Below are 20681 nucleotides of genomic sequence, written 5' to 3' on the forward strand. Positions count from 1 at the left end.
GTGTCGGATCGCGCCCGAGGGCGCGGTCCTTAAGCGGTTCAGACCGCCTGCACCGATTCAGCCTGCAGGCCCTTCTGGCCCTGGGTGACGGTGAAGGAGACCTTCTGGCCTTCCTGCAGGCTCTTGAAGCCCTGCGACTCGATCGCGCGGAAGTGCACGAACACGTCTTCGCCATTCTCACGGCTGATGAAGCCGAAGCCCTTGGCGTCGTTGAACCACTTGACCGTACCGAATTCACGGTTCGACATTTTGCTTGCTCCTTGAAACGTAATGGGAATGCCGCCTACGCGGCCTTGATGCTGGTTGCAAGGAGGAAGCCTGGTGCAACGATGGGCGGATCTGGGATCTACGGCATCGGGCCACGGTTCATGGTGACCCTTGACGAACACAGCACTCGATACGCTAGTCCGCTTCTGCGAGAAATGCAAACACTATGTGCGGGGCCCGGCCTCCCCGTTCAGCTGAACAGGGCTGGGAAGCACCGTTCTCCGGCCCTGCGCGCCAGTGGGGACGGGCTTGCGTACCATCTGGGGCACCCCGCCGACACCCGGAGCCCGCCATGACCGCCTTCGATCTCAGCCCGCCCAGCGACGCCCAACGGCGCGAACTCAGCGCGGGCCTGAGCCCCGAGGAGGCCAAGGTGCTGCTCCAGCACGGCACCGAGGCGCCGTTCTGCGGGGTGTTCCTGGACAACAAGCTGGACGGGGTCTACACCTGCCGCTACTGCGGCCTGCCGCTGTTCCGCTCCAGCACCAAGTTCGACTCCGGCACCGGCTGGCCCAGCTTCTTCGCCCCCTACGACCCGGCCCACGTGCGCGTCGTGCGCGACACCAGCTACGGCATGATCCGCGACGAAATCGTGTGCGCGCGCTGCGGCAGCCACCTCGGCCACGTGTTCCCGGACGGCCCGCCGCCGACCGGCGAGCGCCATTGCCTGAATTCGGTCTCGCTGGCCTTCAGCCGCCAGGGCGAGGCCCTGCCCGACCCGCTGGGGCGCGGCGGCGCCGAAGCCGACCCGGCCGGCTAGGCCGGCCCGGCCCGCCCTCAGAACGCGTCGCTGCCCGGCCGCGACTCGATCCCGAGCGCGGTCGAGAGCACCTGCATGGCCTCGTCGTCGCGACGCAGGGCGATCCAGCCGGCGTGGCTGTCGCTGCCGGTGTTCCAGGTCCACAGGGTGTAGCCGTGCTCGCGCAGGCGGTCGTGCGCGGTCGCCATCAGCGCGGGCACGTCGGTACCGTCGAGGAAATCCGGGTCGGCGGTGTCGTCGGTGCCCCAGTCGATGCGCAGGTTCCAGCGCGCGGCCAGCTCGTTGATGCTGTCGATGAAGGACTCGCTGTCCTTCCAGTCGACGTAGTAGCCGGCCTTCCAGTCGATCGCATCCTTGATCAGCCAGACCGGCTCGTCGGTCTCCCCGCCGGCCTCGGCCAGCGCCTCGCGGTAGTCGGCGAACTGCTGCAGCGCCGATTCCTCGTCGCCGGGGTTGATCATCAGCAGCAACTGCCAGACCAGGGCCTCGGGCGTGGCCTCGTCGAGGTCGCCGTCGTAGCCGTCGTAATCGTCGCTTTCGTAGTCGTCGTCGGGTGCGTGCATGGCGGTTTCGCCGCAGGGGGAGGCGGGCAGGATGCCGCCTGGGGGCGGCGATGGAAAGCCGGCGCACGCGCCGGGGCCGCTTTTGCGCGGCTTTCGCGTCACAGCTGATGGGGCCCGGCGGGCGGCCCGGCGCGCGTCCAGGAGCGGACATGAGCGAGTGGATCGAATGGGCCAAGCTCGGCGCGGGAGTGCTCGGCGCCGGTTTCGTGGCCACCCTGGCCAAGCTTTATCACCAGCGCATCCTGGCCGGAAAGGACACCGAGCTGCGCATCAAGGAGGCCGAGCTCGCGCGCGTGCGCGCCGATCTGGCCAAGAGCGAGCAACGTCTGCGCCACGCCGACCAGGACGCGTCGCCGGAAGCGCGCGACCTCGCGCGCCTGCGCGAGCAGCTCACCGAACGGGTCGAACGCGTGGCGCGCGCGATGGACGCGCAGGCCGCGTCGCTGTACGTGCCGATCTACCCGGCGCGCGAGGACGAAGGCGAGTTTCCGCGCGGCTTCGCCTTCGTCGCGGTGTACAACGCCGACGCCGCGGCGGCCGCCGCGATCCTGCGCATGAAGCTGGTCGAGGCCTGGACCATCGTCGGCGAATGCTGGAGCAAAGGCGTGGCGATCGGCGACAACCGCCTGCAAGCCAACGCCCGCCATGTCGCCTCCTACGATCAGCAATCCGGCTTCACCCCGGTGCACACCCTGGTCGCGCCGCTGCATGCGCGCCACCGCCAGGTCGGCGTGATCCAGCTGTTCAACAAGACCGTCGCCGGCAGCCAGGACGTGATCGACCCAGAGGGCTTCGACGCCGAGGACCGACGGCGCCTGAGCGAACTGCTGGAAGACGGCGACGGCGGCCTGGCCGCCAAGGCCGATGCTTTCCTCTCCCATCGCGACTGCGCGCGGGCGTTGGGCCTGCAGGGCGAGATCGACCTGGAGAACGCGGCGGTGCTGTACGTCGACCTCACCCGTTCCTCGTCGCTGTTCGACGAGCTGCCGCTGGTCGACGCCACCCGCCTGATCGGGCGCTTCACCGAGCACGTCTACCAGCGCATCGGACCGTACTCGGCGGTGATCGAACGCTTCAGCGGCGACGGCACCCTGGCGCGCTTCCACTACGGCGGCAATCACGACTCGGCCGTGGCCAGCCCGGCGCTGCGCGCGGTCTGCGCGGCCGCCGAACTGCTGGCCGACTTCCGCGACTTCAAGCGCCTGCACTGGAAAAGCCTGGCCGCCGAAGCCGCCGACGCGGTGCGCCTGCGCGTCTCGATCACCCTGGGCCCGCTGATCTCGACCAACATCGGGCCACGCCAGTTCCAGGTGCCGACGGTGATGGGGCCCTGCGTGAACCGCGCCGCCAAGCTGATCGCGCACGCGCCGCGCGATCGCGACGTGCTGCTGGTCGACGACAACGTGCGCAAGGCCCTGCTGCAGGCCGACCGCGGCCATGCCGCCGCCCTGCGCGATTTCGCCGATTGGTCGGATCCGCAGGCCGCGCAGTCGGCAAGCCTGCGCGGGCATCGCTACTACGAAGTCGGCATCGACCCCTTCCGCCTCGCCGCCGCGCAGCTGCGCCTGCAGCCGCGCGCCCACTGAACGCGGCTTCACCCGCGCTTGCGCGGCGCGGGGCTAGAGTCGGATCACCCCGATCGAGGCCGCCGCGATGTCACGCAACGCCGACCATGTCTATTCCGCGCCCGCCGACATCGCCCGCCTGGAGTCGCATATCGCCCATCTGCGCGACGACGCGCGCGTGCAGCTGAGCATGCACGACGGCCGCGTGCTGCGCGGCGTGGTCGCCGCCCTGCCCGGCCTGCAGACCTTCTACGGGCCCGGCGACGTGGAAGGGCTGAACGGCATGCTGCGGCTGGAGGAACCGCTCGACGACGGCGGCAGCCGCGTGCACAACCTGTGGCTGGACCAGATCGACGCGATCCGGCCGCTGACCGCGTTCGAGCTGCACCGGCCCCACTGAGGCGACCGCGGCCGGCGCGACGCGTATCCTGTGCAACCGGCGCCGCCCCGCGCGCGCCGCGACCGTAGCCCGCGCCCACTCTGGGCGCCACCAGCCACAGCGATACCGACGATGACCGATACCCCGCCCGACCGCCTGTCCAACGACCCGCGCAGCCCCTTCCACGACGACGCCCTGCTCGAACGCGGCATCGGCATCCGCTTCAACGGCCAGGAGCGCCACAACGTCGAGGAATACTGCATCAGCGAAGGCTGGGTGCGGGTGCCGGTGGGCAAGGCCCTGGACCGCCGCGGCAATCCGATGACGGTCAAGGTCAAGGGCGAAGTCGAGGCTTACTTCCTCACTCCGGCCAAGGAATAAGGCCTACTCGTGGGCGCGGCCGCGCCGCTACGGGCCAGCGCGGCCAGGCCGGCGGCCAGCCCCGCGGTTTGCAGAAAACGCCGCCGACTCGTCATCGCGTCGCTCCTTGACCGCTCGGGCCGTCAGCGCCCGAGCGTTTTCGAGTCACCTCGGGCGCGGCGCCGCCTCAGTTCGCGGGCGCGCGCTTGCCCAGGCCCAGCGCGTAGTACAGCACCACCAGCAGGATCAGGAAGGCCGGGCCGACGAACAGCGCGATGCGGGTGTCGGGGAAGTAGGCCATCAGGCCGACCACCAGCACCAGGAACGCCAGCGCGATCCACGAACCGATCGGATACAGCGGCATCTTGAACTCCAGGCCCGCACGCTGCTCCGCGCTCAGCCCGGCGCGGAACTTGCGGTGCGACAGCAGGATCACCGCCCAGGTCCAGATCGCGCCGAAGGTCGAGATCGAGGTCACCCAGATGAACACCTTCTCCGGCACCAGGTAGTTCAGCAGGACGCCGAACAGCAGCACCACCACCGACACCAGCACCGCCTTGCGCGGCACGCCGCTGGCGGAGGTGATCGCGAAGGTGCGCGGCGCCTGGCCCTGCTGGCCCAGGTTGTAGAGCATGCGCGCGGTGCTGAAGATGCCGCTGTTGCACGAGGACAGCGCGGCGGTCAGGACCACGAAGTTGATGATGCCGGCGGCCTCGCGGATGCCCAGGCGCTCGAAGGTCATCACGAACGGGCTGCCGGTGGTGCCCAGCTCGTTCCAGGGATAGATCGACAGAATCACGAACAGCGCGCCGACGTAGAAGATCAGGATGCGCCAGAACACCGAGTTGATCGCGTCGGGAATCGACTTCTTCGGATTCGCGGCCTCGCCGGCGGTCAGGCCGATCATCTCCACGCCCAGATAGGCGAACATCACCATCTGCAGCGACATCAGCACGCCCTTGGCGCCGTTGGGGAAGAAGCCGCCGTGCGACCACAGGTGCGAGATGCCGGTGGCCACGCCGTTGTTGCCGAAGCCGAACACGATCATGCCCAGGCCGCCGACGATCATCAGCACGATGGTCACGACCTTGATCATCGCGAACCAGAACTCGAACTCGCCGTAGGCGCGCACCGCGATCAGGTTGACCGACCCCATCGCCGCCAGCGCGGCCAGCGCCCAGGCCCATTGCGGCGTGCCCGGAAACCAGACCTGCATGTAGATGCCGACCGCGGTGATCTCGGCCACGCAGGTCACCAGCCACAGGAACCAGTAGTTCCAGCCGGTCAGGTAACCCGACAGCGGGCCCAGATAGTCCTGCGCGTAGCGGCTGAACGAACCCGCGACCGGGTTGTGCACAGCCATCTCGCCCAGCGCGCGCATGATGATGAAGATCGCCGCGCCACCGAGCAGGTAGGCCAGCAGGATGCCGGGGCCGGCCAGCTTGATCGCGTTGGCCGAACCCAGAAACAGACCGACGCCGATCGCGGCGCCCAGTGCCATCAGGCGGATATGGCGTTCGCCCAGGCCACGATGGAGCTCTTGCGGTTCGCTCTGCATTGCCACGGTCTCCTGGCCACGCGTCGGGCGCGGGCCTGCGGTTGCGCGGCGCGGCGCGCCGATTGCCCGCAACCCTACGCCATGCGGGCCCGCGCGTGTAGGGGCTCCGGTGGCGGCCTGCGCGCGGCGCCTGTCAACCGCCGCCACGCGCAGCCGTTGCCAGACCGGTAGACGATGGAGAGCGGGCATGACGACAGGCGAAAGCGTGAGCGCGGTCAATCGTTTCGGCCTGGGCGCGGCGCCCGGCCAGTTGACCCGCATCGACGATCCGCGCGGCTGGCTGCACGCGCAGCTGCGCGGCGACGGCGCCCAGGCGCGCTTCGCCGATCTGCCCGCCAGCCTGGACTACCTGCGCCGCGAGGCCGACTACTACCGCGAACGCGCGGCCGCGCGCCGGCAAGGCGAGCAGTCCGAGCAAGTCGCCAACTTCGGCCAGCGTTTCCGCGCGGATCAGTTACGCGAGTTCGGGCGGCGCTACCGGGTCGCGGTGGCCAGCGAGCAGGGCTTCGTCGAGCGTCTGGTACGGTTCTGGTCCAACCACTTCGCGATCTCGATCGACAAACGCGCCGCCGCGCTGTACGCCGCGCCGATGGAACGCGAAGCGATCCGCCCGCACCTGCTGTCGCGCTACGCCGACCTGCTGATCGCGGTGGAATCGCATCCGGGCATGCTGCGCTACCTGGACAACGTGCGCTCGGTCGGCGCCGACTCCATGCTCGCCCAGCGCGCGCGTCGGCGCATGGCGCGCGCGAACGCGCAAGCGCCCAAGCGCGAGGTCGGCCTGAACGAGAATCTCGCCCGCGAGATCCTGGAGCTGCACACCCTCGGCGTCGACGGCGGTTACACGCAGGCCGACGTGACCGAACTGGCGCGCGCGATCACCGGTTGGGGCGCGCCGCTGCCGCGCGAGCTCGCGGCCGGCAACGCATCCTCGGCCTTCGTATTCCGCGCCGCCGCGCACGAAGCCGGCGCGCGCAACGTGGCCGGACGCCGCTATGCCGACGGCGGCCTCGAACAGGGACGCGCGATCCTGACCGACCTGGCCGTGCATCCGTCCACCGCGCGCCACCTCTCGTACAAGCTCGCGCGCCATTTCGTCGGCGATACGCCACCGCCGGCCCTGGTCGCGCGCCTGAGCGCGGCCTGGCTGCGCAGCGGCGGCGACCTGCCCACGGTCTACGCGGCCCTGATCGATGCGCCCGAAGCCTGGGGCGAGGACGCGCGCAAGTTCAAGACCCCGGACGACTTCGTGATCTCGGCGCTGCGCGCCAGCGGCGCGACGCCGGGCGAACAGCCGCGCGGCCTGATCGCCCTGCTCGCGCGCATGGGCCAACCGCCGTTCACGCCGCGCTCGCCCGCGGGTTACGCCGACGAGGCCGCCGAATGGAGCGGGCCGGATGCCTTGTGGAAACGCGTGCAGGCCGCGCAAAGCCTGTCGGAGTCGGCGCCCGACGCGCGCGTGGACCCGCAAGCGATCGCGCGGGCGGTGTTCGCCGATCGCCTGGACGCCGACACCCTCGGCGCCTTGCGCCGCGCCGAATCCCCGCGCGGCGGCCTGGCCCTGTTGTTCGCCAGCCCGGCCTTTCAATGGAGAAGCTGAGATGCGACTGAGCCGACGACATTTCATCGCGGCGGCGGGCGCCGCCGCCACTTTGACTCTATGGCCGAACCTGAGCGCGCTGGCATCGACCAACGACCAGCGTCTGCTGGTGGTGCTGCTGCGCGGCGGCGTCGATGGCCTGCACCTGCTGCCGCCACGCGACGATGCCGCCTACGCGCGCCTGCGCGGCGCGCTGGCGCCGCAGAACGCGCGCGCCTTGAACGCCGACTTCGCCCTGCATCCCGCGTTGGAGTTCGCCCACTCGCTGTACGCGCGCGGGCAGTTGCTGCCCGTGGTCGCGATCGCGCCGCCGTATCGCCAGCGCTCGCACTTCGAGGCGCAGGACTGCCTGGAGAACGGCACCGCCAGCGCCAACGGCGCCGCCAGCGGCTGGCTCAACCGCTGCGTCGCCGCGATGCGCGGCGGCGAAGCGCTGGCGGTGAGCGCGGTGATGCCGCTGATCATGCGCGGCCCCGGCGCGGCCACCACCTGGTCGCCGCCGCTGCCCGAGGACGTCGATCCGATCCTGCTGCAGCGCCTGCAGTCCTTGTACGCCGCCGATCCGCAGCTGTCGGGCGCGTTCGCGCGCGCGCTCGACAGCCAGGGCGCCGGCATGCAGGTCGGCACGGCGCGCGGCGCACGCCTGCCGCAGGCGATGAGCGCGGCCGCGCGCTTCATGGCCGCCGCCGATGGCCCGCGCCTGGGCTTCGTCGAAGACTCCGGCTGGGACACCCACAGCAATCAGGCCGCCGTGCTCGCGCGCAAGCTGGGCGAACTGGATGCGGGCCTGCGCGCGTTCCAGGACGGGGCGGCGCCGATCTGGGAACGCACCGCGATCGCGATCGTCAGCGAGTTCGGCCGCACCGCCGCGGTCAACGGCACCGCCGGCACCGACCACGGCACCGGCGGCCTGGCCCTGCTGGCCGGCGGCGCGGTGCACGGCGGCCGCATCGCCGGCGATTGGCCCGGCCTGGCGCCGGCCGCGCTCAACGAAGGCCGCGACCTGCGCGCGACCAGCGACCTGCGCGGCCTGTTCAAGGGCCTGCTGGTCGAGCACCTGCGGCTGCCGGAAAGCGCGCTGGAGGATCAGGTGTTTCCGGACAGCCGCGCGGTGCGCGCGATGCCGGGCTTGATCGTCTGACCCTGCCGCCGGGATCAGACGAAGTACAGCAGCAACAAGACCAAGGCCGGATACACCAGCTTGACGGCGTCGGCGGCGCCGAACCAGCCCATCAAGACGCAACCCATGTACAGCAACAGGCCGATCTGAAACAGCAGGGTGATCAGGGCCAGCCAGACCAGAATGCTGAGATTCGACGAGAATCCGATCCGTGCGTTCTGCGTCTGCGCGCCCTCGAAGGCTCGTAAGCCGCTGTCGTCGGCGGCGACGACATAGGCCGCGATCGCGTTCAACTTGGCCGGTTCCGCGACCGCCACGCCGGTGCCGTGCGCGCCGACCGCGAACTTCAGGTCGTCCACCGCCGCGGCGACGCCGGAATCGCGGAAGCCATTGAAGCCCGCGCCGCCCAGATCCAGCCAGCCGCCGCGCGTGCCGACCCGAAACAGGCCGGCGATCTGCTCGAACAGCTTGGGAAAGTAGGCCACCACCCAGTCGGCCGTGGCGACCACGTTGATCACCCGTTCGACACGGCCTTCTTCGACCAGCTGCGCCCACGGGTAGTCGCTGCGCACCACGCTGCCGGCGAAAAAAACCCGGCGCACGCGCATGGTCGAATAGCGCTGCAGCGCGCTGGCCAGAATGTAGGTGCCGTTGCTATGGCCGACGAAATCCACCGCGCGCACGTTGGGATAGTGAGCCAGATGCTCGGTGTAGCGATCCATGAAGTCGCGCACATTGCGTTGGCGATCGGCGTACAGCAGGAAGCGCGCCATCGGGAAATAGCCGTACTTGGCGTTGAACACCGCGACCTTCTCGCCGCCCGCGTCGCAGCGATGCTCGATCTCGCCGCGGATCTTGTCGGTCCAATCGCCGTGGTCGCGGATGCCGTGCATCACGTAGACCAGGCGCGTGACCTCGCGATCCTCTTTGAGCTCGACCACGTCCGGCTCGAGTTCGTCGATGCGACCCAGCACGGCCAGCTCGATCAGGCGCCGGCGCTCCAAAGCCGCCGCCGTGCTGGCATCGTCCAGGGCGCTGCCGATCTCCTTGTGTCCGGTCTGGGCGATGGTGCGGAACACCGTGCCGGCGGCGGTATCCAGGTCCTGGCCGTCCTCCTTGGTGACCAGGTCGTCGCGATTGCCGATCAACTGGATCACCTGCGGGAACGGTTGCCGGCCCTGCACCACCGCGTCCGAACGCGCGATGCGGATCCATTGCACGCGGGTATCGGCGACGAAGGGCGAGCCGCTGTGCATGGCCAGGATCAGGCGGCCGATACCGAGCACGCGCGCCAGCACCTGGCAGGCGCGGATGAATACGCAGGTCGGCCACCCCATCGCGCTGGGCTTGGGGCTTACGGTCCAACCGCGATTCATGCCGGCCAACAGCACCAGGCGCTCGGTGCGATCGACCCAGGCGCGCTTGCCACGGCGGCCGAACGCGGCGCGATCCTCTTCCTGGCCGTAGGCCCAAACCAGGGCCTTGCGCAGCAGCGCCGCGCCGGCGCTATAGCCCAGCAGAATCACCCGATCGTACTGCCCGCGCTTGAACTCGCTGTGGATGCCCCGCTCGATCGCGTCGGCGATCTCCAGGGCGTTGGCGTTGCTGGTGTAGCCGCGCATCCAACCGCCTTGGTAATCGACGATCAGGCGGTCGGCGTCCGGCAACGCGCGCGCGACCAGGTCCAAGGCGCCGCGGAAGCGGCGCAGGCCCGGCATGCCATGGACCAGCACCACCAGGGTGCGGGCCTGTCCCGAGGGCGCCGGCTCCAGGCTCAGGCGCGTGTCCCGTGGACGTACCAGCCAGCACATCAGCGCGCGCAAGAGCCACCACGACAGCAGCAAGGCCGCGCCCGAGGCGGCCCACCCCAGCAGGTCGCCGCCGATCTCGAACAACAGGTTCATGCTCGTTTCCTCCTCCCTAAGGAATCGCCGCGGTCTGAGCTTAGCCCTTGCCTCCCACGATCAGGCTCTTGTCCTGATTGCCGTCGCGATAGGCGATGGTCAGCGTGGTCGCATAGGCCTTGCCGTCGCGCAGCGAGGCCGGCAGGGCTTCGGCGAGCAGGCTGGCAGCCGCGCGGATCAGGAAGGTCTGCTCGAACACGCCGCGCAGCATCGCGAAGTGGTCGTCGAAGTCGTTCCAGTCGCCGCGCACCTCCAGCAGATCGATCATGCGCGCCGCGCCGCTGCGCAGGCGCTCCCAGCGGTTCCAGAAACGCCGCTGGTCGATATCCGAACGCAGCAGCACCTGATAGACGGTCCACGGCGTCTCGCCTATCGACTCCTGCCCGGCCAGACCGCCGCCGTAGTCGCGCAGGCTCTTGGCGATCAGTTGCTTGAGCGAGCTGCCGCTGGCGTCGGGACGACGCCGATAGGCCTCGAACAGCGGCGCGTAGACCGCCTCGCGGCTGGCGCAGCTCGCGCGCGCGGACTGCTTGGCGTACCAGGGCAAGGCGCGCGCCGCATGCCGCGCCCAGGTCGCATCGTCGGCGCCCGCGTAGGCGCGCATGGCCTGGCGCAGGCCGTGGTCGCTGAGCATCACGCTCAGGCGAGGCTTGCACTCGCTCGCCGAGCCCAGCGCGCCCTGCAGCTGCGCCTGCAATGCCGGCGCCGCATCGGCGTCGATCACGCCCCACAGCACCGCATCGTCGACCACGCGCGACAGTTCGCTCGCGGTCTTGATCCGGCTTTCCTCCCACCACAGTTGCAGGCCGCACTTGAAATCGCGCGCGGCGGTCTGCTGCGGCGCGCGCGCTTCTTCCAGATCGGCCTTGAGCAGGGCACCGTACTCGGTGGTCCAGGTGTTGGCGTTGGCGGTGTACTGGGTGCTGCCCAGATAGGCGCGGGTCAGCGCTTCGCCGGCCGGCGAGACGTAGCGGCGGCTGACGAAACGGTCCTTGCGCTCCTGCTTGCTCTTGAGGTTGAACCAGGTGCCGACGCCCAAGGTGAAGCCCCAGGCGCGCACGCGCTCCACGGTCTTCTGATGGAGGAAGAACTCCAGCGCATAGCCCGAACCGGTGTAGGCCAGCACGCGCTGGAAGTCGAAGCTCAGCAGGGCGCCGTGCAGGCGCGACAGGGCGTCTTCCGACAGCGTGGCCTCGAGCAGCGAGGCTTCGCTGGCCAGGCGCATGTACTCGTAGCTGAAGCCCAGGGTGACCTTGGTCTCGGCGATCTGGGTCACGTGCTCGTTCAGCAGTTCGGTGAGCTCCTGCAACTTCTTCTTCAGCTTGGGCAGCGGGTTGACCTCGTCCAGGCCGAAGCGCTCGGCCAGAGCTTCGGCGATCGGACGATAGCGCTCCGGCACCCGATCCAACGAGGTCGCCTCTTCGATCGCTTTCAACGCCGCGGTGGGCGCGTCGAGCACGCCAGCCACGACCCCGCCCAGCACCTTCTCCACCGCGGCCGGATCGGCGAATTTGATCTGCACGCCGGCCTTGGCATCGAAGCGGGCGTCGTGGACCGTGCTCTTGCGCAGGGCGACGCGGATCGCGCGATCGCCGGAGGCGCGCTCGCGCACGAAGCTGAGGCTGAAATCGTCGTCGACGGTGGCGGTGAAGCTGGCACTGGCGCTGGCGCCGATGTTGATCAGGAACGCGCCGGCGCGTTCGGCGCCGAGCACCTCGGTCAGGCCGTGTAGGGAACTGGAGAAGATGTCCGACCAACTGACGCTGAGGCTGGCGGTGAGCTTGCCGCGCGACTTCAGCGCGACCGCCTCGCCGACGCCGAGCCCGGCGATGTCGGACGCCGCCAGCACGCTGGCGATTTCGTCGACATCGGCCAGCACCGCCTCGCCGATCCGCGTCGCGGCGTCGTGGCGTTTGTAGCAAAGCAGGCGCAGCGAGCGATCGCCGCTGATGCTGCCGCCGGCGGTGCCGATCTTGGCGGTGGCCTTGGCGGTGGCCGCCGCGCTCAGCGAGTACTTGAGCCATGCGCTGTCGGCCTGGAACGCAAGCTGCGGTCGCCAGTCGGTGCTGGCCTTGGCCGGATCGACGGCCTCGGCACGGCTGCCGATCACGCCGTCTTCGTCGACATCGTCGGCGCTGTTGTACAGATGGATCGCGGCCGCCGCGGTGGCGCCGAACACGGCCTTGATGCTGCCGCTCTGGGCGCTGGTTTCCGCACCCTTCTCGTAGCTCAGCAGCTCGGTCTTGAGTGAGGAATCCTTGAGCGGTTTGGCGGCGGTGCCGGCCAGCTTTTCGACCAGATCGGGTATCGCGATCTTGCTCATGACGACCTTTCCTTGGAGTCAGATAGGAGTGCGCCCGGGCCTGCGGGTCCGGGCGGTCTGGCGCGGAATCGGGCCGCCTTCCCCGCGACCCGAGCGTGACGGAGTATCCACTTATCGCGTGGTGGCTGTCACCGATACCCGCGCGTCCTACCGCCGGCCGCGGAGCGCTCCTACCGGCTCAGATCCGGCGCTGGCGCACGCCGGCTTCCTGCAGGCGCAGCAGCAGGTAGGCCGGATCGATCAGGCCGTCCGGGAAGTACAGGCCGGGCGCCACCGCCGACCCGCCGGCCAGGCCGAGCAGGCGCTCGACGCCCAGGGCGATGCACAGTGCGGTCAGCGGTGCCTGCCCGGCCGGATGCACCAGTTCGTGGCGCACGCGCAGCGGCTGGCCGTCGTGGCCCTGGCCTTCGATCTCGATCGCGATCTCGGTCGAATAGGCCTCGCCGCGACGGCGGCTGGCGCTGACGCCCAGGGCCATGTCGAGCCGGATCCAACGCGCGTCGGTCGCGGCCGCCAGAGTGACCACGTCCAGCGGCGAATAAGCCGCGGCCGCCACTTCCACGCCGTCCACGCTGCGAATGCTGCGCCCGGCCTCGTCGCCACGCAGCCAACGCCATTGCCCGTCTTCCAGCACCTGCGCGCCGGCGGCGCCGATCAGGCGCTCGTAGTCGGCGGCGGCGGCGGGGCCGCCCATGTCCTCCTCGTCGAGCAGCGCCGACAGATCGATGCGCTCGATCTGCGCGAACTCGCGTGCGTAGTGCAGCGCCGGCAGGGTCGCGGCGCCGGCCAGCCAATGGCTGGCGAGCAGGATCGGCGCAGCGCCCGGCTTGCGCAGGTGCAGCGCGACCTCGGGCGCGATCTCGAACGAGCCGCTGGAGGTGCTCAGGTACGGCAAGCCATGCGCCTGCGCGTACTTCAAGGTGTTCAAGCCCGCGTCCTTCACGAACACGATCACCGCGCTGTAACGCGCGTCCGCGTCCAGGCCGAGATCGCCGCGCTGCAGATCGACGCGCACCGCGCTGGCGCCGCCGACCGCGGCGGCCACGGTTTCGGCCTTGGCCAGGTCGCGGCCGCCGATCGCGATCGGCAGCCGCGGATGCAGCCGGCGCAGCGCGTGCGCGGCCTGGGCACCGACGACGCCGGAACCGCCGACGATGAGGACGGGGGCGAGGGTGTGTGAGGTCATGGGCTTGCTCCTGGGTTCGGGTGCCGTCGCCCTGGGCGACAAGCTACGATTGGTAAGTTACGAATGGTAATGTACGCTGCGCACGAGGCGGCGACACCACGAAACCCGGCGGTACAGCGTTCCATGAGCGAGACGGCAGCCCGACGACTGCGCAAACCCGAACGGCGCGAGCAGCTGCTCGAGACCGCCTTCGCGATCGTGCGCGAACAAGGCAGCGACGCCCTCACCCTGGGCTACCTGGCCGAACGCGCGGGGGTGAGCAAGCCGATCGCCTACGAGCACTTCCAGACCCGCGCCGGTCTGCTGATCGCGATGTACCGGCACCTGGACCAGCGCCAGGCCGCCGCCTTGGAGCGCAGCTTCGAGCGCCTGCCGCGCCGCCTCGGCGACGCCGCGCGCGTGCTGGCCGAGGCGTATCTGCGCTGCTACACCACCGCCGGCCCCGAGTACCCGGCGATCGTCGCGGCGCTCAAGGGCGACGAATCCATGGAACGCGAGCAGCAGCGCCTGATCGACGATTACGTCGCCCGCTATCGCGACGCGCTGGCGCCCTACTCCTCGCTGCCCGCGTCGGAACTGCAGCTGCGCTGCGTCGGCATCATCGGCGCCGGCGACGCGATCGCCCAGCAGTGGCAGCGCGGCCGCATCGACGAGGCGACCGCGGCGGCGACATTGGCCTCGCTGATCCAGCGCTGGTTGTCGGCCAAGGCCTGAAGGCGCTTCAGTCGGCCCCGGCGATCGCGCACAGCGCCGGCACCGGGCGTAGCGGCGCGCGCTCCACCGCGGCGATCATGTAGCCGTGGCGCTGCAGGTTTTCGCGCAAGCCGGCTTCGATCCGCGCCAGCTCGGTCGCGTTCGGCGGCTGATAGGCCAGATACAGACGACCGCGCGGCGCCAGCCAGTCGCGCACGCGCGCCAGTTCCGGCGCGACGCCGGTCCAGAACCCATTGAGATTGACCGCGACGATGCGCTCGTAGCGCCGCTCGGGCTCGGCCTTGGCGACCTCGACCACGCGGAAACTCGCCGCGCCCGAGGCGACGGCATCGGAATTGCGCCACACCGCCGCGGCGACCGCCGCGGTGGAGCGATCCAACCCCAGGTAGTGGCCGCGCGTCAGCCGCGGCAGCAGCAGCGCGGCCAGCACGCCGTTGCCGCAGCCCAGTTCCAACACCGCATCGCTCGGGCGCGGATCCAGCAGGCCCGACATCCAGCTCAAACGTTCCGGGATGCGTTCGGCGGCGCTCATGCGGGTTTCGTCATGGCGCGCGGGCGCCATCGTCGTACGCGGCGCTCATGCGCCCGCCGTGGGCGTGTCCTCGTCGCTGCGCACGCGCGCGCGCCCGCCGCGCTTGGCCCGATACAGGCCGCTGTCGGCGCGATTGAGCAAGCTCTCGGCGTTCTCTTCCTCCGCCGGTTGCGCGGTCGCGATACCGATGCTGACGGTAACGGTTCCGTGCTCGCTGGCCGCATGCGAAATGCCCAGTGCGCGCACCGCGCGCTCCACGTTCTCCACCACCACGCGCGCGCCGGCCAGATCGATTTCGGGCAGCAGGCAGGTGAACTCCTCGCCGCCGGTGCGCGCGACCAGGTCGCCCGGGCGCGCCAGGCTGCTTTCGATCGCGGCCGCGACCTGGCGCAGGCAGTCGTCGCCGGCGAGGTGGCCGTAAGTGTCGTTGTAGGCCTTGAAGTGGTCGATATCGATGATGCCCGCCGACAGCGGTTGGCCGCCGCGGCGGCAGCGCTGCCACTCGCGCGCCAGGCGCTCGTCGAACTGGCGCCGGTTGGCCACGCCGGTCAGGCCGTCGACCCAGGCCATGCGCCGCAGCAGATCCGATTGCTGCTTCAAGGTCAGGTGCGCGCGCACGCGGTTGCGCACGGTCAAGGCGTTGATCGGCTTGGTGATGAAGTCGACGCCGCCGGCGTCCCAGCACGCGGCCTCCTCGGCCGGATCGTCCAGGCTGGTGACGAAGATCACCGGGATGCTCTGGGTTTCCGGATCGGCCTTGAGCGCGCGGCACACCTCCAGCCCGCTCAGGTCCGGCATGACCACGTCCAGCAGCACCAGGTCGGGCGGGGTCTGGCGACAGAACGCCAGCGCCTGCGCGCCGTTGGTGGCCATGAACACGTCGTGATCGGCGGAAAACACTTCGTGCAGTGCGCGTATGTTGATCGGCTGATCGTCCACGACCAGCAAGCGCGCGCGTCGCGAAGCGGCCGCCGTCCCGGGCAACGCCTCCACGTCGAACAAGATCACGTTCATCTCCTTGTCATTCCGATCGGGCCAGCAGACGGCCGCACACATCGGCCGCCGCGGCGAAGTCGAACCGGGTCAGCGCATCGGCCAGCTGCCGATGCTCGCCCGGGTGGTGGCGGGCCAGGCCCGCCTCCAGCGAGTGGAATACGTCCAGCGCGCCCAGGTTGGAGGCGCTCAGCAGTTCGCGCAGGCGCTGCAGCGAGCGCTGCGGCACCGGCGCGTCGTCGCCCGGCGGCGGCGGTTCGTCGGCGCTCAATATCTGTAGGCGCTCGCGCGTGGCGGCCGCCGCTTCGCCCAGGCCGTTGCGCAACGCACCCAACTGCAGCGCGCGCAACCAGTCTTCGCCGGCCGCGGCGATCGCCTTCTCCTGCAGCTCGGCCAACTGCGCCAGGCGCATCGCGCCGACCGTGGCGGCGACGCCTTTGAGCGTGTGCAACTGACGCGCCGCGCCCTCGCGCTGTTTGGAGCGCAAGGCGGTCGCAAGCTCGCCCATGATCTGGGTGCCGCCGTCGGGGAAGCCGCGCAGCACGTCGCTGTAGACGCGCCGTTTGCCGCCGAAACGGGCCAGCGCGGCCTCCCAATCCAGCAAGGCCGGCTCGCCGTTCGCGGCCGACGCGGCTTCGGCCGGCGCCACCGCGGTGTGCGCCGCGGCCGGCAGGGTGGTAGCGATCTGCGCGGCGGCGGCTTGGGTCGTCACCGCCTGCGCCGTAGCGGCCTGGGTGGCGACGGCGCGCGCGGCCAGCGCTTGCGCCGCCTCGGCCTGCAATGCGGCTTCGGCCTCCAGCGCGGGCAGCGGCGGCGCGGGCTCGGCGGCGGGTTCCACGGGTGGCGCAGGTGCGGGCGTGGGTGCGGGCGTGGTCGCAGGCGCGACTACGCCCGCGCCGTTCGCGGCCGCCGCAGCGCCCGCGGTGGTGGCGCCGCGTGCGGTCCAATGCAGCAGGCGCTCGACCAGGGTATCCAGATCGAAGGGCTTGCCGAGGTGATCGTTCATGCCTGCGGCCAGGCAGGCCTCGCGGTCGGAAGGCAGCACGTTCGCGGTCATCGCGATGATCGGCAGCCTGGTCAAACCCAGATTGCCGCGGATGCGCCGGGTCGCGGTGTAGCCGTCCATGTCGGGCATCTGGATGTCCATCAGCACCACGTGGTACTGGCCGGCCTGGCCGACCAGCATCTGCAAGGCCTTGGCCCCGCCGCCGGCCACGGCCACGCGCGCGCCCTCGCTTTCGAGCAGGTCGTTCACCACCTGCTGGTTGGTCGGATTGTCCTCGACCACCAGCAGCGACATTCCGGCCAGGCGATTGCGCGAGGCTTGCAGCGGCGCCGGATCGGGCAAGGGCAGCGGCAGGCCCTGGCCGGAGCGCGCATCGGCGACCGCGTCGATCAGCATCGCCACCGTCACCGGCTTCATCAGGAAACCGTCCAGCACCGCCTGTTCGCGGCCCAGCCGCTCGACCAGCATCTCGCGGCCGTGCGCGGTGACCATCACGATCAACGGCGCCTGGCTGCCGCCGATCAGCTCGCGGATGCGCCGGCCGGTCTCCCAGCCGTCCAGGCCCGGCATGCGCCAGTCCAGGAAGATCACTTCGTAGGGCGGGCCCTCGCCGGCGGCGCGCTCGACGAACTCCAACGCTTCCTCGCCGCTGCGCGCGGCATCGGCCTTCCAGCCGATCGACTGCACCATCGCCAGGATCGCGTTGCGCGCGCTGTCGTTGTCGTCCACCACCAACGCGCGCAGTTCGCGCAGGCGCTCCGGCGGACCGGCCGGGGCCTCGGAGGGCTGGCTGGGCACGCCCAGCCCGATGCTGAAGAAGAAGCGGCTGCCGCGGCCGCGTTCGCTTTCCACGCCCAGCTCGCCGCCCATCAGGCGCACCAGTCGCTGGCTGATCGCCAGGCCCAGGCCGGTGCCGCCGAAGCGGCGGGTGGTCGAGGCTTCGGCCTGCGAGAAACCCTCGAAGATCGCCACCAACTTGTCTTCGTCGATGCCGATGCCGCTGTCGCGCACGTCGAACGCCAGCGACACCCGGCCCTGATCGGCGTTGGCGACGCGCACCACCAACACCACCTCGCCGTAGTGGGTGAACTTGATCGCGTTGCCGACCAGATTGATCAGTACCTGCTGCAGGCGCAGGGAATCGCCGATCACGCGTTTTGGCACGTGCTCGTCGATATCGAACACGATCTCGATGTCCTTGTCGCCGACGTTGGCGCTGAGGATCACCGAGATGTCGCGCAGCACCTGCTCGAGTTCGAACTCGTGCGATTCCAGGGTCTGGCGGCCGGCCTCGATCTTGGAGAAGTCGAGGATGTCGTTGAGGATGCCCAGCAGGGTCTTGGCCGCGGTCTCGGTCTTGTTGGCGTAGTCGAGCTGGCGCAGGTCCAGGCTGGTCTTCTGCAGCAGCTGCAGCATGCCCAGGATCGCGTTCATGGGCGTGCGGATCTCGTGGCTCATGTTGGCCAGGAAATCGCTCTTGGCCTTGCTGGCCGCCTCCGCCGCGGCGACCGCGTCCACCATCGCCGCCTCGGCGGTGCGCTGGACGGTGATGTCCTCGGCGATCGACCAGGTATGGAGCTTGCCGTCGATGCGCAGGGCCACGCCGTTCAAGCGCACCGGCACGCGCGCGCCGTCCTTGCGCACGAACTGTTTCTCGTAGGGGCCGTAACGGCCGCTGCTGTGCAGGGTGCGCTGGACCGCCTTCTCCTGCAGCTCGTACTCCTTGGGCGTGAGCTTGCTCTGATCCAGCGCGCGCAGTTCCTGCTCGCTGTAGCCGGTCAGGGCGCGGAACTCCTCGTTGAACTCGACGAAGCGCCCGCTCTCGTCGGTCAGCGCGATGCCCAACGGCGACAGCTCGAACAGCCCGCGCAGCTTGCGTTCGTTGGTCTCCAGCGCGGCCTCGCGGCGCTTGCGCTCGCGCAGGTCGACGGCGATGCCCAGGTAACCCACGATCTCGCCGTCGCTCTTGCGCAGCGCGCTGACGTTGAGCAGCACCGGGATGCGGTCGCCGCTCTTGGTGATGTAGGTCCACTCGTTGGAATCGGGCTCGATGCGGGCCTTGGCCACGAACACTTCGAAGCCAGGATCGATGCGTCGGCCCAGCTCCATCTGCAGCGCATGGGCGCGCTCGGCCATCTCGATGGGCTCGTGGAACAGCGCCGGGGTCTCGCGGCCGACCAGTTCCTCGGCCGAGTAGCCCAGGATCGCCTCGGCGGCCGGATTGAACAGGGTGATCTTGCCTTCCGGGTCGGAGGCGATGATGGCGTAGCCGGCGTTGGCCAGGATCGCGCGCTGCAGCGCCGAGAACGCCTGCAGTTCGGCGGTGCGCTCCTCGACCTGATGCTCCAGGGTGGCGTTGAGCTGCAGGATCTCGGCCTGGGCTTCCTTGCGTTCGGCGATGTCGCGCAGGGTCGAGGCCACGCCGACCACGCGCCCGCTGCCGCTGCGGATCGGCGCGGCCGAAATCTCCACGTACAACGGCGAGCCGTTGCGATGGCGGCGGATGGTCTCGACCGCCACCGCCTCTTCGCCGGCCAGCGCGCGCTGCAGGATCTGGCCGTCCTCGCGGATGCGCTCGAACGGCACCACCAACTCGACCAGCGAGCGGCCGATGGCCTCCTCGGGCGGATAGCCGAACATCTGCTGGGCGGCGCGGTTCCATTCGGTCACGCGGCCGTCGGACGAGGTGCCGACAATGGCGTCGTGCGAACTCTCGACGATCGCGGCCAGGCGCGCGCTCTGCGCGATCGAACGCTGCTTGCGTTCGTTGGAGCTCATGAACAGATACAGCAGCACCGCCAGCAGCGAACCCAACGCGGCGATCGAACCCGCCGCGCGCCAGGGCTGCGGCAGGTCCAGGGCGGCGATGGTGGCAGGCTGGGCCTCGATATCCATGCGCCACTGGCGGCCGTACAGGGCGAACACGCGCTGGCGCGAGCGCTCCTGGTCGACGCCTTCGCCGATGCTGGCGGAGGCGTAGATGCGCTCGCCGTGCGCCGGGTCGGTGACGTCGCTCAGGATGAAGCCGTAGTCGGCGTGGGTTTGTCCGAAGTCGGCCAGGATGTCGTCGGTGACCAGCGGCGCGTACACCCAGCCCACCGCCGCCGCCGCGGCCTGAGCCGGGTCCGAGGGCTGTCCGTTCGGGTACACCGGCAGCAGGAACAGCATGCTGCGATTGGGCTTGCCCTCGACCTGGACCAGGGTGATCGGCCCGGTCAGGGTCGGCTGCCCGCTCTTTAGCGCGACCAGCGCGGCCTCGCGGCGCTTGCGCTCGGAGGCGATGTCCAGACCCAGCGCGGCGCGATTGGGCGCCTCGGGCTCGACGTACTTGATCAGGTATTTCTCGCCCTTGTGCGGGGCGAGCTGGCGGACCTTGACCTCGCGCAGGCCTTCCGCGCGCAGGCCGCTCAGGAAGGCGCCCTCGCGGCCGGCGGGCACGCGCGCGATGTAACCGAAGCCGTGCGCGCCGGGGAACTCGCGCGCGAGCTCGCGCGACTGCATGTAGCGACGGAAGCGTTCGCGGTTGATCGCGCCGCCGGCGCCCAGCACCGCCCCGCGCGCGCCGCGCAGCCCGTATTCGTAGGTCTGGAAACGCGACTTCAAATCGGCCGTGGCGCGCGCGGCCATGCTGTCCAGCAGCTGCTGGGTGCGCGCCTCGTTGCCGGACTGCTGGCGCAACCCCACCATCACCGCGCCGGCCAGTCCCAGCAGCAGTACCAGCAGGGCAAGTCGGGCAGGGCTACGCAGACGACGGATGGGCATCCCCTCCCAGGTTCGGAACGAAGGACGTTAGCAGAGGCCCCGTAGAGATTCCGAGTGGGGCTGCGCGGAATCGACACCGCCCGGGCCGG

Annotated in this window: 16 protein-coding genes; 7 read left to right on the plus strand and 9 right to left on the minus strand. The window is 70.1% G+C overall.

Annotation, left to right across the window (positions count from 1 at the left end; all coding sequences use genetic code 11):
• Nucleotides 1–38: 38 nt before the first annotated feature.
• Complete coding sequence (locus ASE35_RS13945) at nt 39–248, minus strand: cold-shock protein (RefSeq protein ID WP_055904688.1); 210 nt, start codon at nt 246–248, stop codon at nt 39–41.
• A 311-nt stretch (nt 249–559) separates the two neighbouring features.
• Between ASE35_RS13945 and msrB the strand changes: the two genes are divergently transcribed.
• A complete protein-coding gene (gene msrB, locus ASE35_RS13950; protein ID WP_057164216.1) occupies nt 560–1027 on the plus strand; it encodes a peptide-methionine (R)-S-oxide reductase MsrB in 468 nt (155 codons plus the stop codon).
• A 17-nt stretch (nt 1028–1044) separates the two neighbouring features.
• Here msrB and ASE35_RS13955 read toward each other — a convergent pair whose 3' ends face one another.
• Nucleotides 1045–1590, minus strand: coding sequence for a hypothetical protein (locus ASE35_RS13955; RefSeq protein ID WP_056180766.1), 546 nt, complete (start codon nt 1588–1590; stop codon nt 1045–1047).
• A 149-nt stretch (nt 1591–1739) separates the two neighbouring features.
• Here ASE35_RS13955 and ASE35_RS13960 point away from each other — a divergent pair, with 149 nt between their 5' ends.
• From ASE35_RS13960 to ASE35_RS13970, 3 genes are all read left to right on the plus strand, one after another.
• Entirely contained in the window at nt 1740–3176 is a 1437-nt protein-coding gene (locus ASE35_RS13960; RefSeq protein ID WP_057164217.1) for an adenylate/guanylate cyclase domain-containing protein, read from the plus strand.
• 67 nt (nt 3177–3243) lie between these two features.
• Complete coding sequence (locus tag ASE35_RS13965; RefSeq protein ID WP_057161006.1) at nt 3244–3555, plus strand: DUF3247 family protein; 312 nt, start codon at nt 3244–3246, stop codon at nt 3553–3555.
• Between the two features lie 111 nt (nt 3556–3666).
• Nucleotides 3667–3915 (plus strand): DUF3297 family protein, encoded by a 249-nt coding sequence (locus ASE35_RS13970; RefSeq protein WP_056180774.1) that lies wholly within the window; start codon nt 3667–3669, stop codon nt 3913–3915.
• Nucleotides 3916–4081: 166 nt separating this feature from the next.
• Here ASE35_RS13970 and ASE35_RS13975 read toward each other — a convergent pair whose 3' ends face one another.
• A complete protein-coding gene (locus ASE35_RS13975; protein WP_057164218.1) occupies nt 4082–5452 on the minus strand; it encodes an amino acid permease in 1371 nt (456 codons plus the stop codon).
• 187 nt (nt 5453–5639) lie between these two features.
• On the opposite strand from ASE35_RS13975, the gene ASE35_RS13980 reads away from it, so the two are divergent.
• Nucleotides 5640–7052 (plus strand): DUF1800 domain-containing protein, encoded by a 1413-nt coding sequence (locus tag ASE35_RS13980; protein ID WP_057164219.1) that lies wholly within the window; start codon nt 5640–5642, stop codon nt 7050–7052.
• A 1-nt stretch (nt 7053) separates the two neighbouring features.
• A complete protein-coding gene (locus ASE35_RS13985) occupies nt 7054–8193 on the plus strand; it encodes a DUF1501 domain-containing protein (protein ID WP_057164220.1) in 1140 nt (379 codons plus the stop codon).
• 14 nt (nt 8194–8207) lie between these two features.
• Here the strand turns inward: ASE35_RS13985 and ASE35_RS13990 are convergent, their stop codons facing one another.
• The 3 genes from ASE35_RS13990 to ASE35_RS14000 all read right to left on the minus strand — a co-directional run bounded on the left by ASE35_RS13990 (nt 8208) and on the right by ASE35_RS14000 (nt 13585).
• Complete coding sequence (locus tag ASE35_RS13990; RefSeq protein WP_057164221.1) at nt 8208–10076, minus strand: hypothetical protein; 1869 nt, start codon at nt 10074–10076, stop codon at nt 8208–8210.
• Nucleotides 10077–10116: 40 nt separating this feature from the next.
• On the minus strand, nt 10117–12399 hold the full coding sequence (locus ASE35_RS13995) for a hypothetical protein (protein WP_057164222.1): 2283 nt from the start codon (nt 12397–12399) through the stop codon (nt 10117–10119).
• Between the two features lie 178 nt (nt 12400–12577).
• Nucleotides 12578–13585, minus strand: coding sequence for a hypothetical protein (locus ASE35_RS14000; RefSeq protein WP_057164223.1), 1008 nt, complete (start codon nt 13583–13585; stop codon nt 12578–12580).
• A gap of 123 nt (nt 13586–13708) precedes the next feature.
• Between ASE35_RS14000 and ASE35_RS14005 the strand changes: the two genes are divergently transcribed.
• Nucleotides 13709–14299 carry a TetR/AcrR family transcriptional regulator gene (locus tag ASE35_RS14005; protein WP_056180794.1) on the plus strand — a complete coding sequence of 197 codons (591 nt, stop codon included), beginning with the start codon at nt 13709–13711 and terminating at the stop codon, nt 14297–14299.
• 7 nt (nt 14300–14306) lie between these two features.
• Here ASE35_RS14005 and ASE35_RS14010 read toward each other — a convergent pair whose 3' ends face one another.
• Genes ASE35_RS14010 through ASE35_RS14020 form a run of 3 tightly spaced genes read right to left on the minus strand, consistent with a single transcriptional unit; the run spans nt 14307 to nt 20592 of the window.
• A complete protein-coding gene (locus tag ASE35_RS14010) occupies nt 14307–14831 on the minus strand; it encodes a class I SAM-dependent methyltransferase (protein WP_162259061.1) in 525 nt (174 codons plus the stop codon).
• Nucleotides 14832–14876: 45 nt separating this feature from the next.
• Nucleotides 14877–15845: a diguanylate cyclase gene (locus tag ASE35_RS14015; RefSeq protein ID WP_056180801.1), complete on the minus strand. Its 969-nt coding sequence runs from the start codon at nt 15843–15845 to the stop codon at nt 14877–14879.
• A gap of 7 nt (nt 15846–15852) precedes the next feature.
• On the minus strand, nt 15853–20592 hold the full coding sequence (locus tag ASE35_RS14020) for a PAS domain S-box protein (protein WP_057164225.1): 4740 nt from the start codon (nt 20590–20592) through the stop codon (nt 15853–15855).
• Between the last annotated feature and the right edge of the window lie 89 nt (nt 20593–20681).

The organism is Lysobacter sp. Root916 (assembly GCF_001429785.1).
GTDB lineage: Bacteria > Pseudomonadota > Gammaproteobacteria > Xanthomonadales > Xanthomonadaceae > Lysobacter.

What these genes read in the sequence shown, in the direction of transcription:
- ASE35_RS13945 (WP_055904688.1), bottom strand. Translation starts at nt 248, where the DNA reads ATGTCGAACCGTGAATTCGGTACGGTCAAGTGGTTCAACGACGCCAAG.
- msrB (WP_057164216.1), top strand. Translation starts at nt 560, where the DNA reads ATGACCGCCTTCGATCTCAGCCCGCCCAGCGACGCCCAACGGCGCGAA.
- ASE35_RS13955 (WP_056180766.1), bottom strand. Translation starts at nt 1,590, where the DNA reads ATGCACGCACCCGACGACGACTACGAAAGCGACGATTACGACGGCTAC.
- ASE35_RS13960 (WP_057164217.1), top strand. Translation starts at nt 1,740, where the DNA reads ATGAGCGAGTGGATCGAATGGGCCAAGCTCGGCGCGGGAGTGCTCGGC.
- ASE35_RS13965 (WP_057161006.1), top strand. Translation starts at nt 3,244, where the DNA reads ATGTCACGCAACGCCGACCATGTCTATTCCGCGCCCGCCGACATCGCC.
- ASE35_RS13970 (WP_056180774.1), top strand. Translation starts at nt 3,667, where the DNA reads ATGACCGATACCCCGCCCGACCGCCTGTCCAACGACCCGCGCAGCCCC.
- ASE35_RS13975 (WP_057164218.1), bottom strand. Translation starts at nt 5,452, where the DNA reads ATGCAGAGCGAACCGCAAGAGCTCCATCGTGGCCTGGGCGAACGCCAT.
- ASE35_RS13980 (WP_057164219.1), top strand. Translation starts at nt 5,640, where the DNA reads ATGACGACAGGCGAAAGCGTGAGCGCGGTCAATCGTTTCGGCCTGGGC.
- ASE35_RS13985 (WP_057164220.1), top strand. Translation starts at nt 7,054, where the DNA reads ATGCGACTGAGCCGACGACATTTCATCGCGGCGGCGGGCGCCGCCGCC.
- ASE35_RS13990 (WP_057164221.1), bottom strand. Translation starts at nt 10,076, where the DNA reads ATGAACCTGTTGTTCGAGATCGGCGGCGACCTGCTGGGGTGGGCCGCC.
- ASE35_RS13995 (WP_057164222.1), bottom strand. Translation starts at nt 12,399, where the DNA reads ATGAGCAAGATCGCGATACCCGATCTGGTCGAAAAGCTGGCCGGCACC.
- ASE35_RS14000 (WP_057164223.1), bottom strand. Translation starts at nt 13,585, where the DNA reads ATGACCTCACACACCCTCGCCCCCGTCCTCATCGTCGGCGGTTCCGGC.
- ASE35_RS14005 (WP_056180794.1), top strand. Translation starts at nt 13,709, where the DNA reads ATGAGCGAGACGGCAGCCCGACGACTGCGCAAACCCGAACGGCGCGAG.
- ASE35_RS14010 (WP_162259061.1), bottom strand. Translation starts at nt 14,831, where the DNA reads ATGAGCGCCGCCGAACGCATCCCGGAACGTTTGAGCTGGATGTCGGGC.
- ASE35_RS14015 (WP_056180801.1), bottom strand. Translation starts at nt 15,845, where the DNA reads ATGAACGTGATCTTGTTCGACGTGGAGGCGTTGCCCGGGACGGCGGCC.
- ASE35_RS14020 (WP_057164225.1), bottom strand. Translation starts at nt 20,592, where the DNA reads ATGCCCATCCGTCGTCTGCGTAGCCCTGCCCGACTTGCCCTGCTGGTA.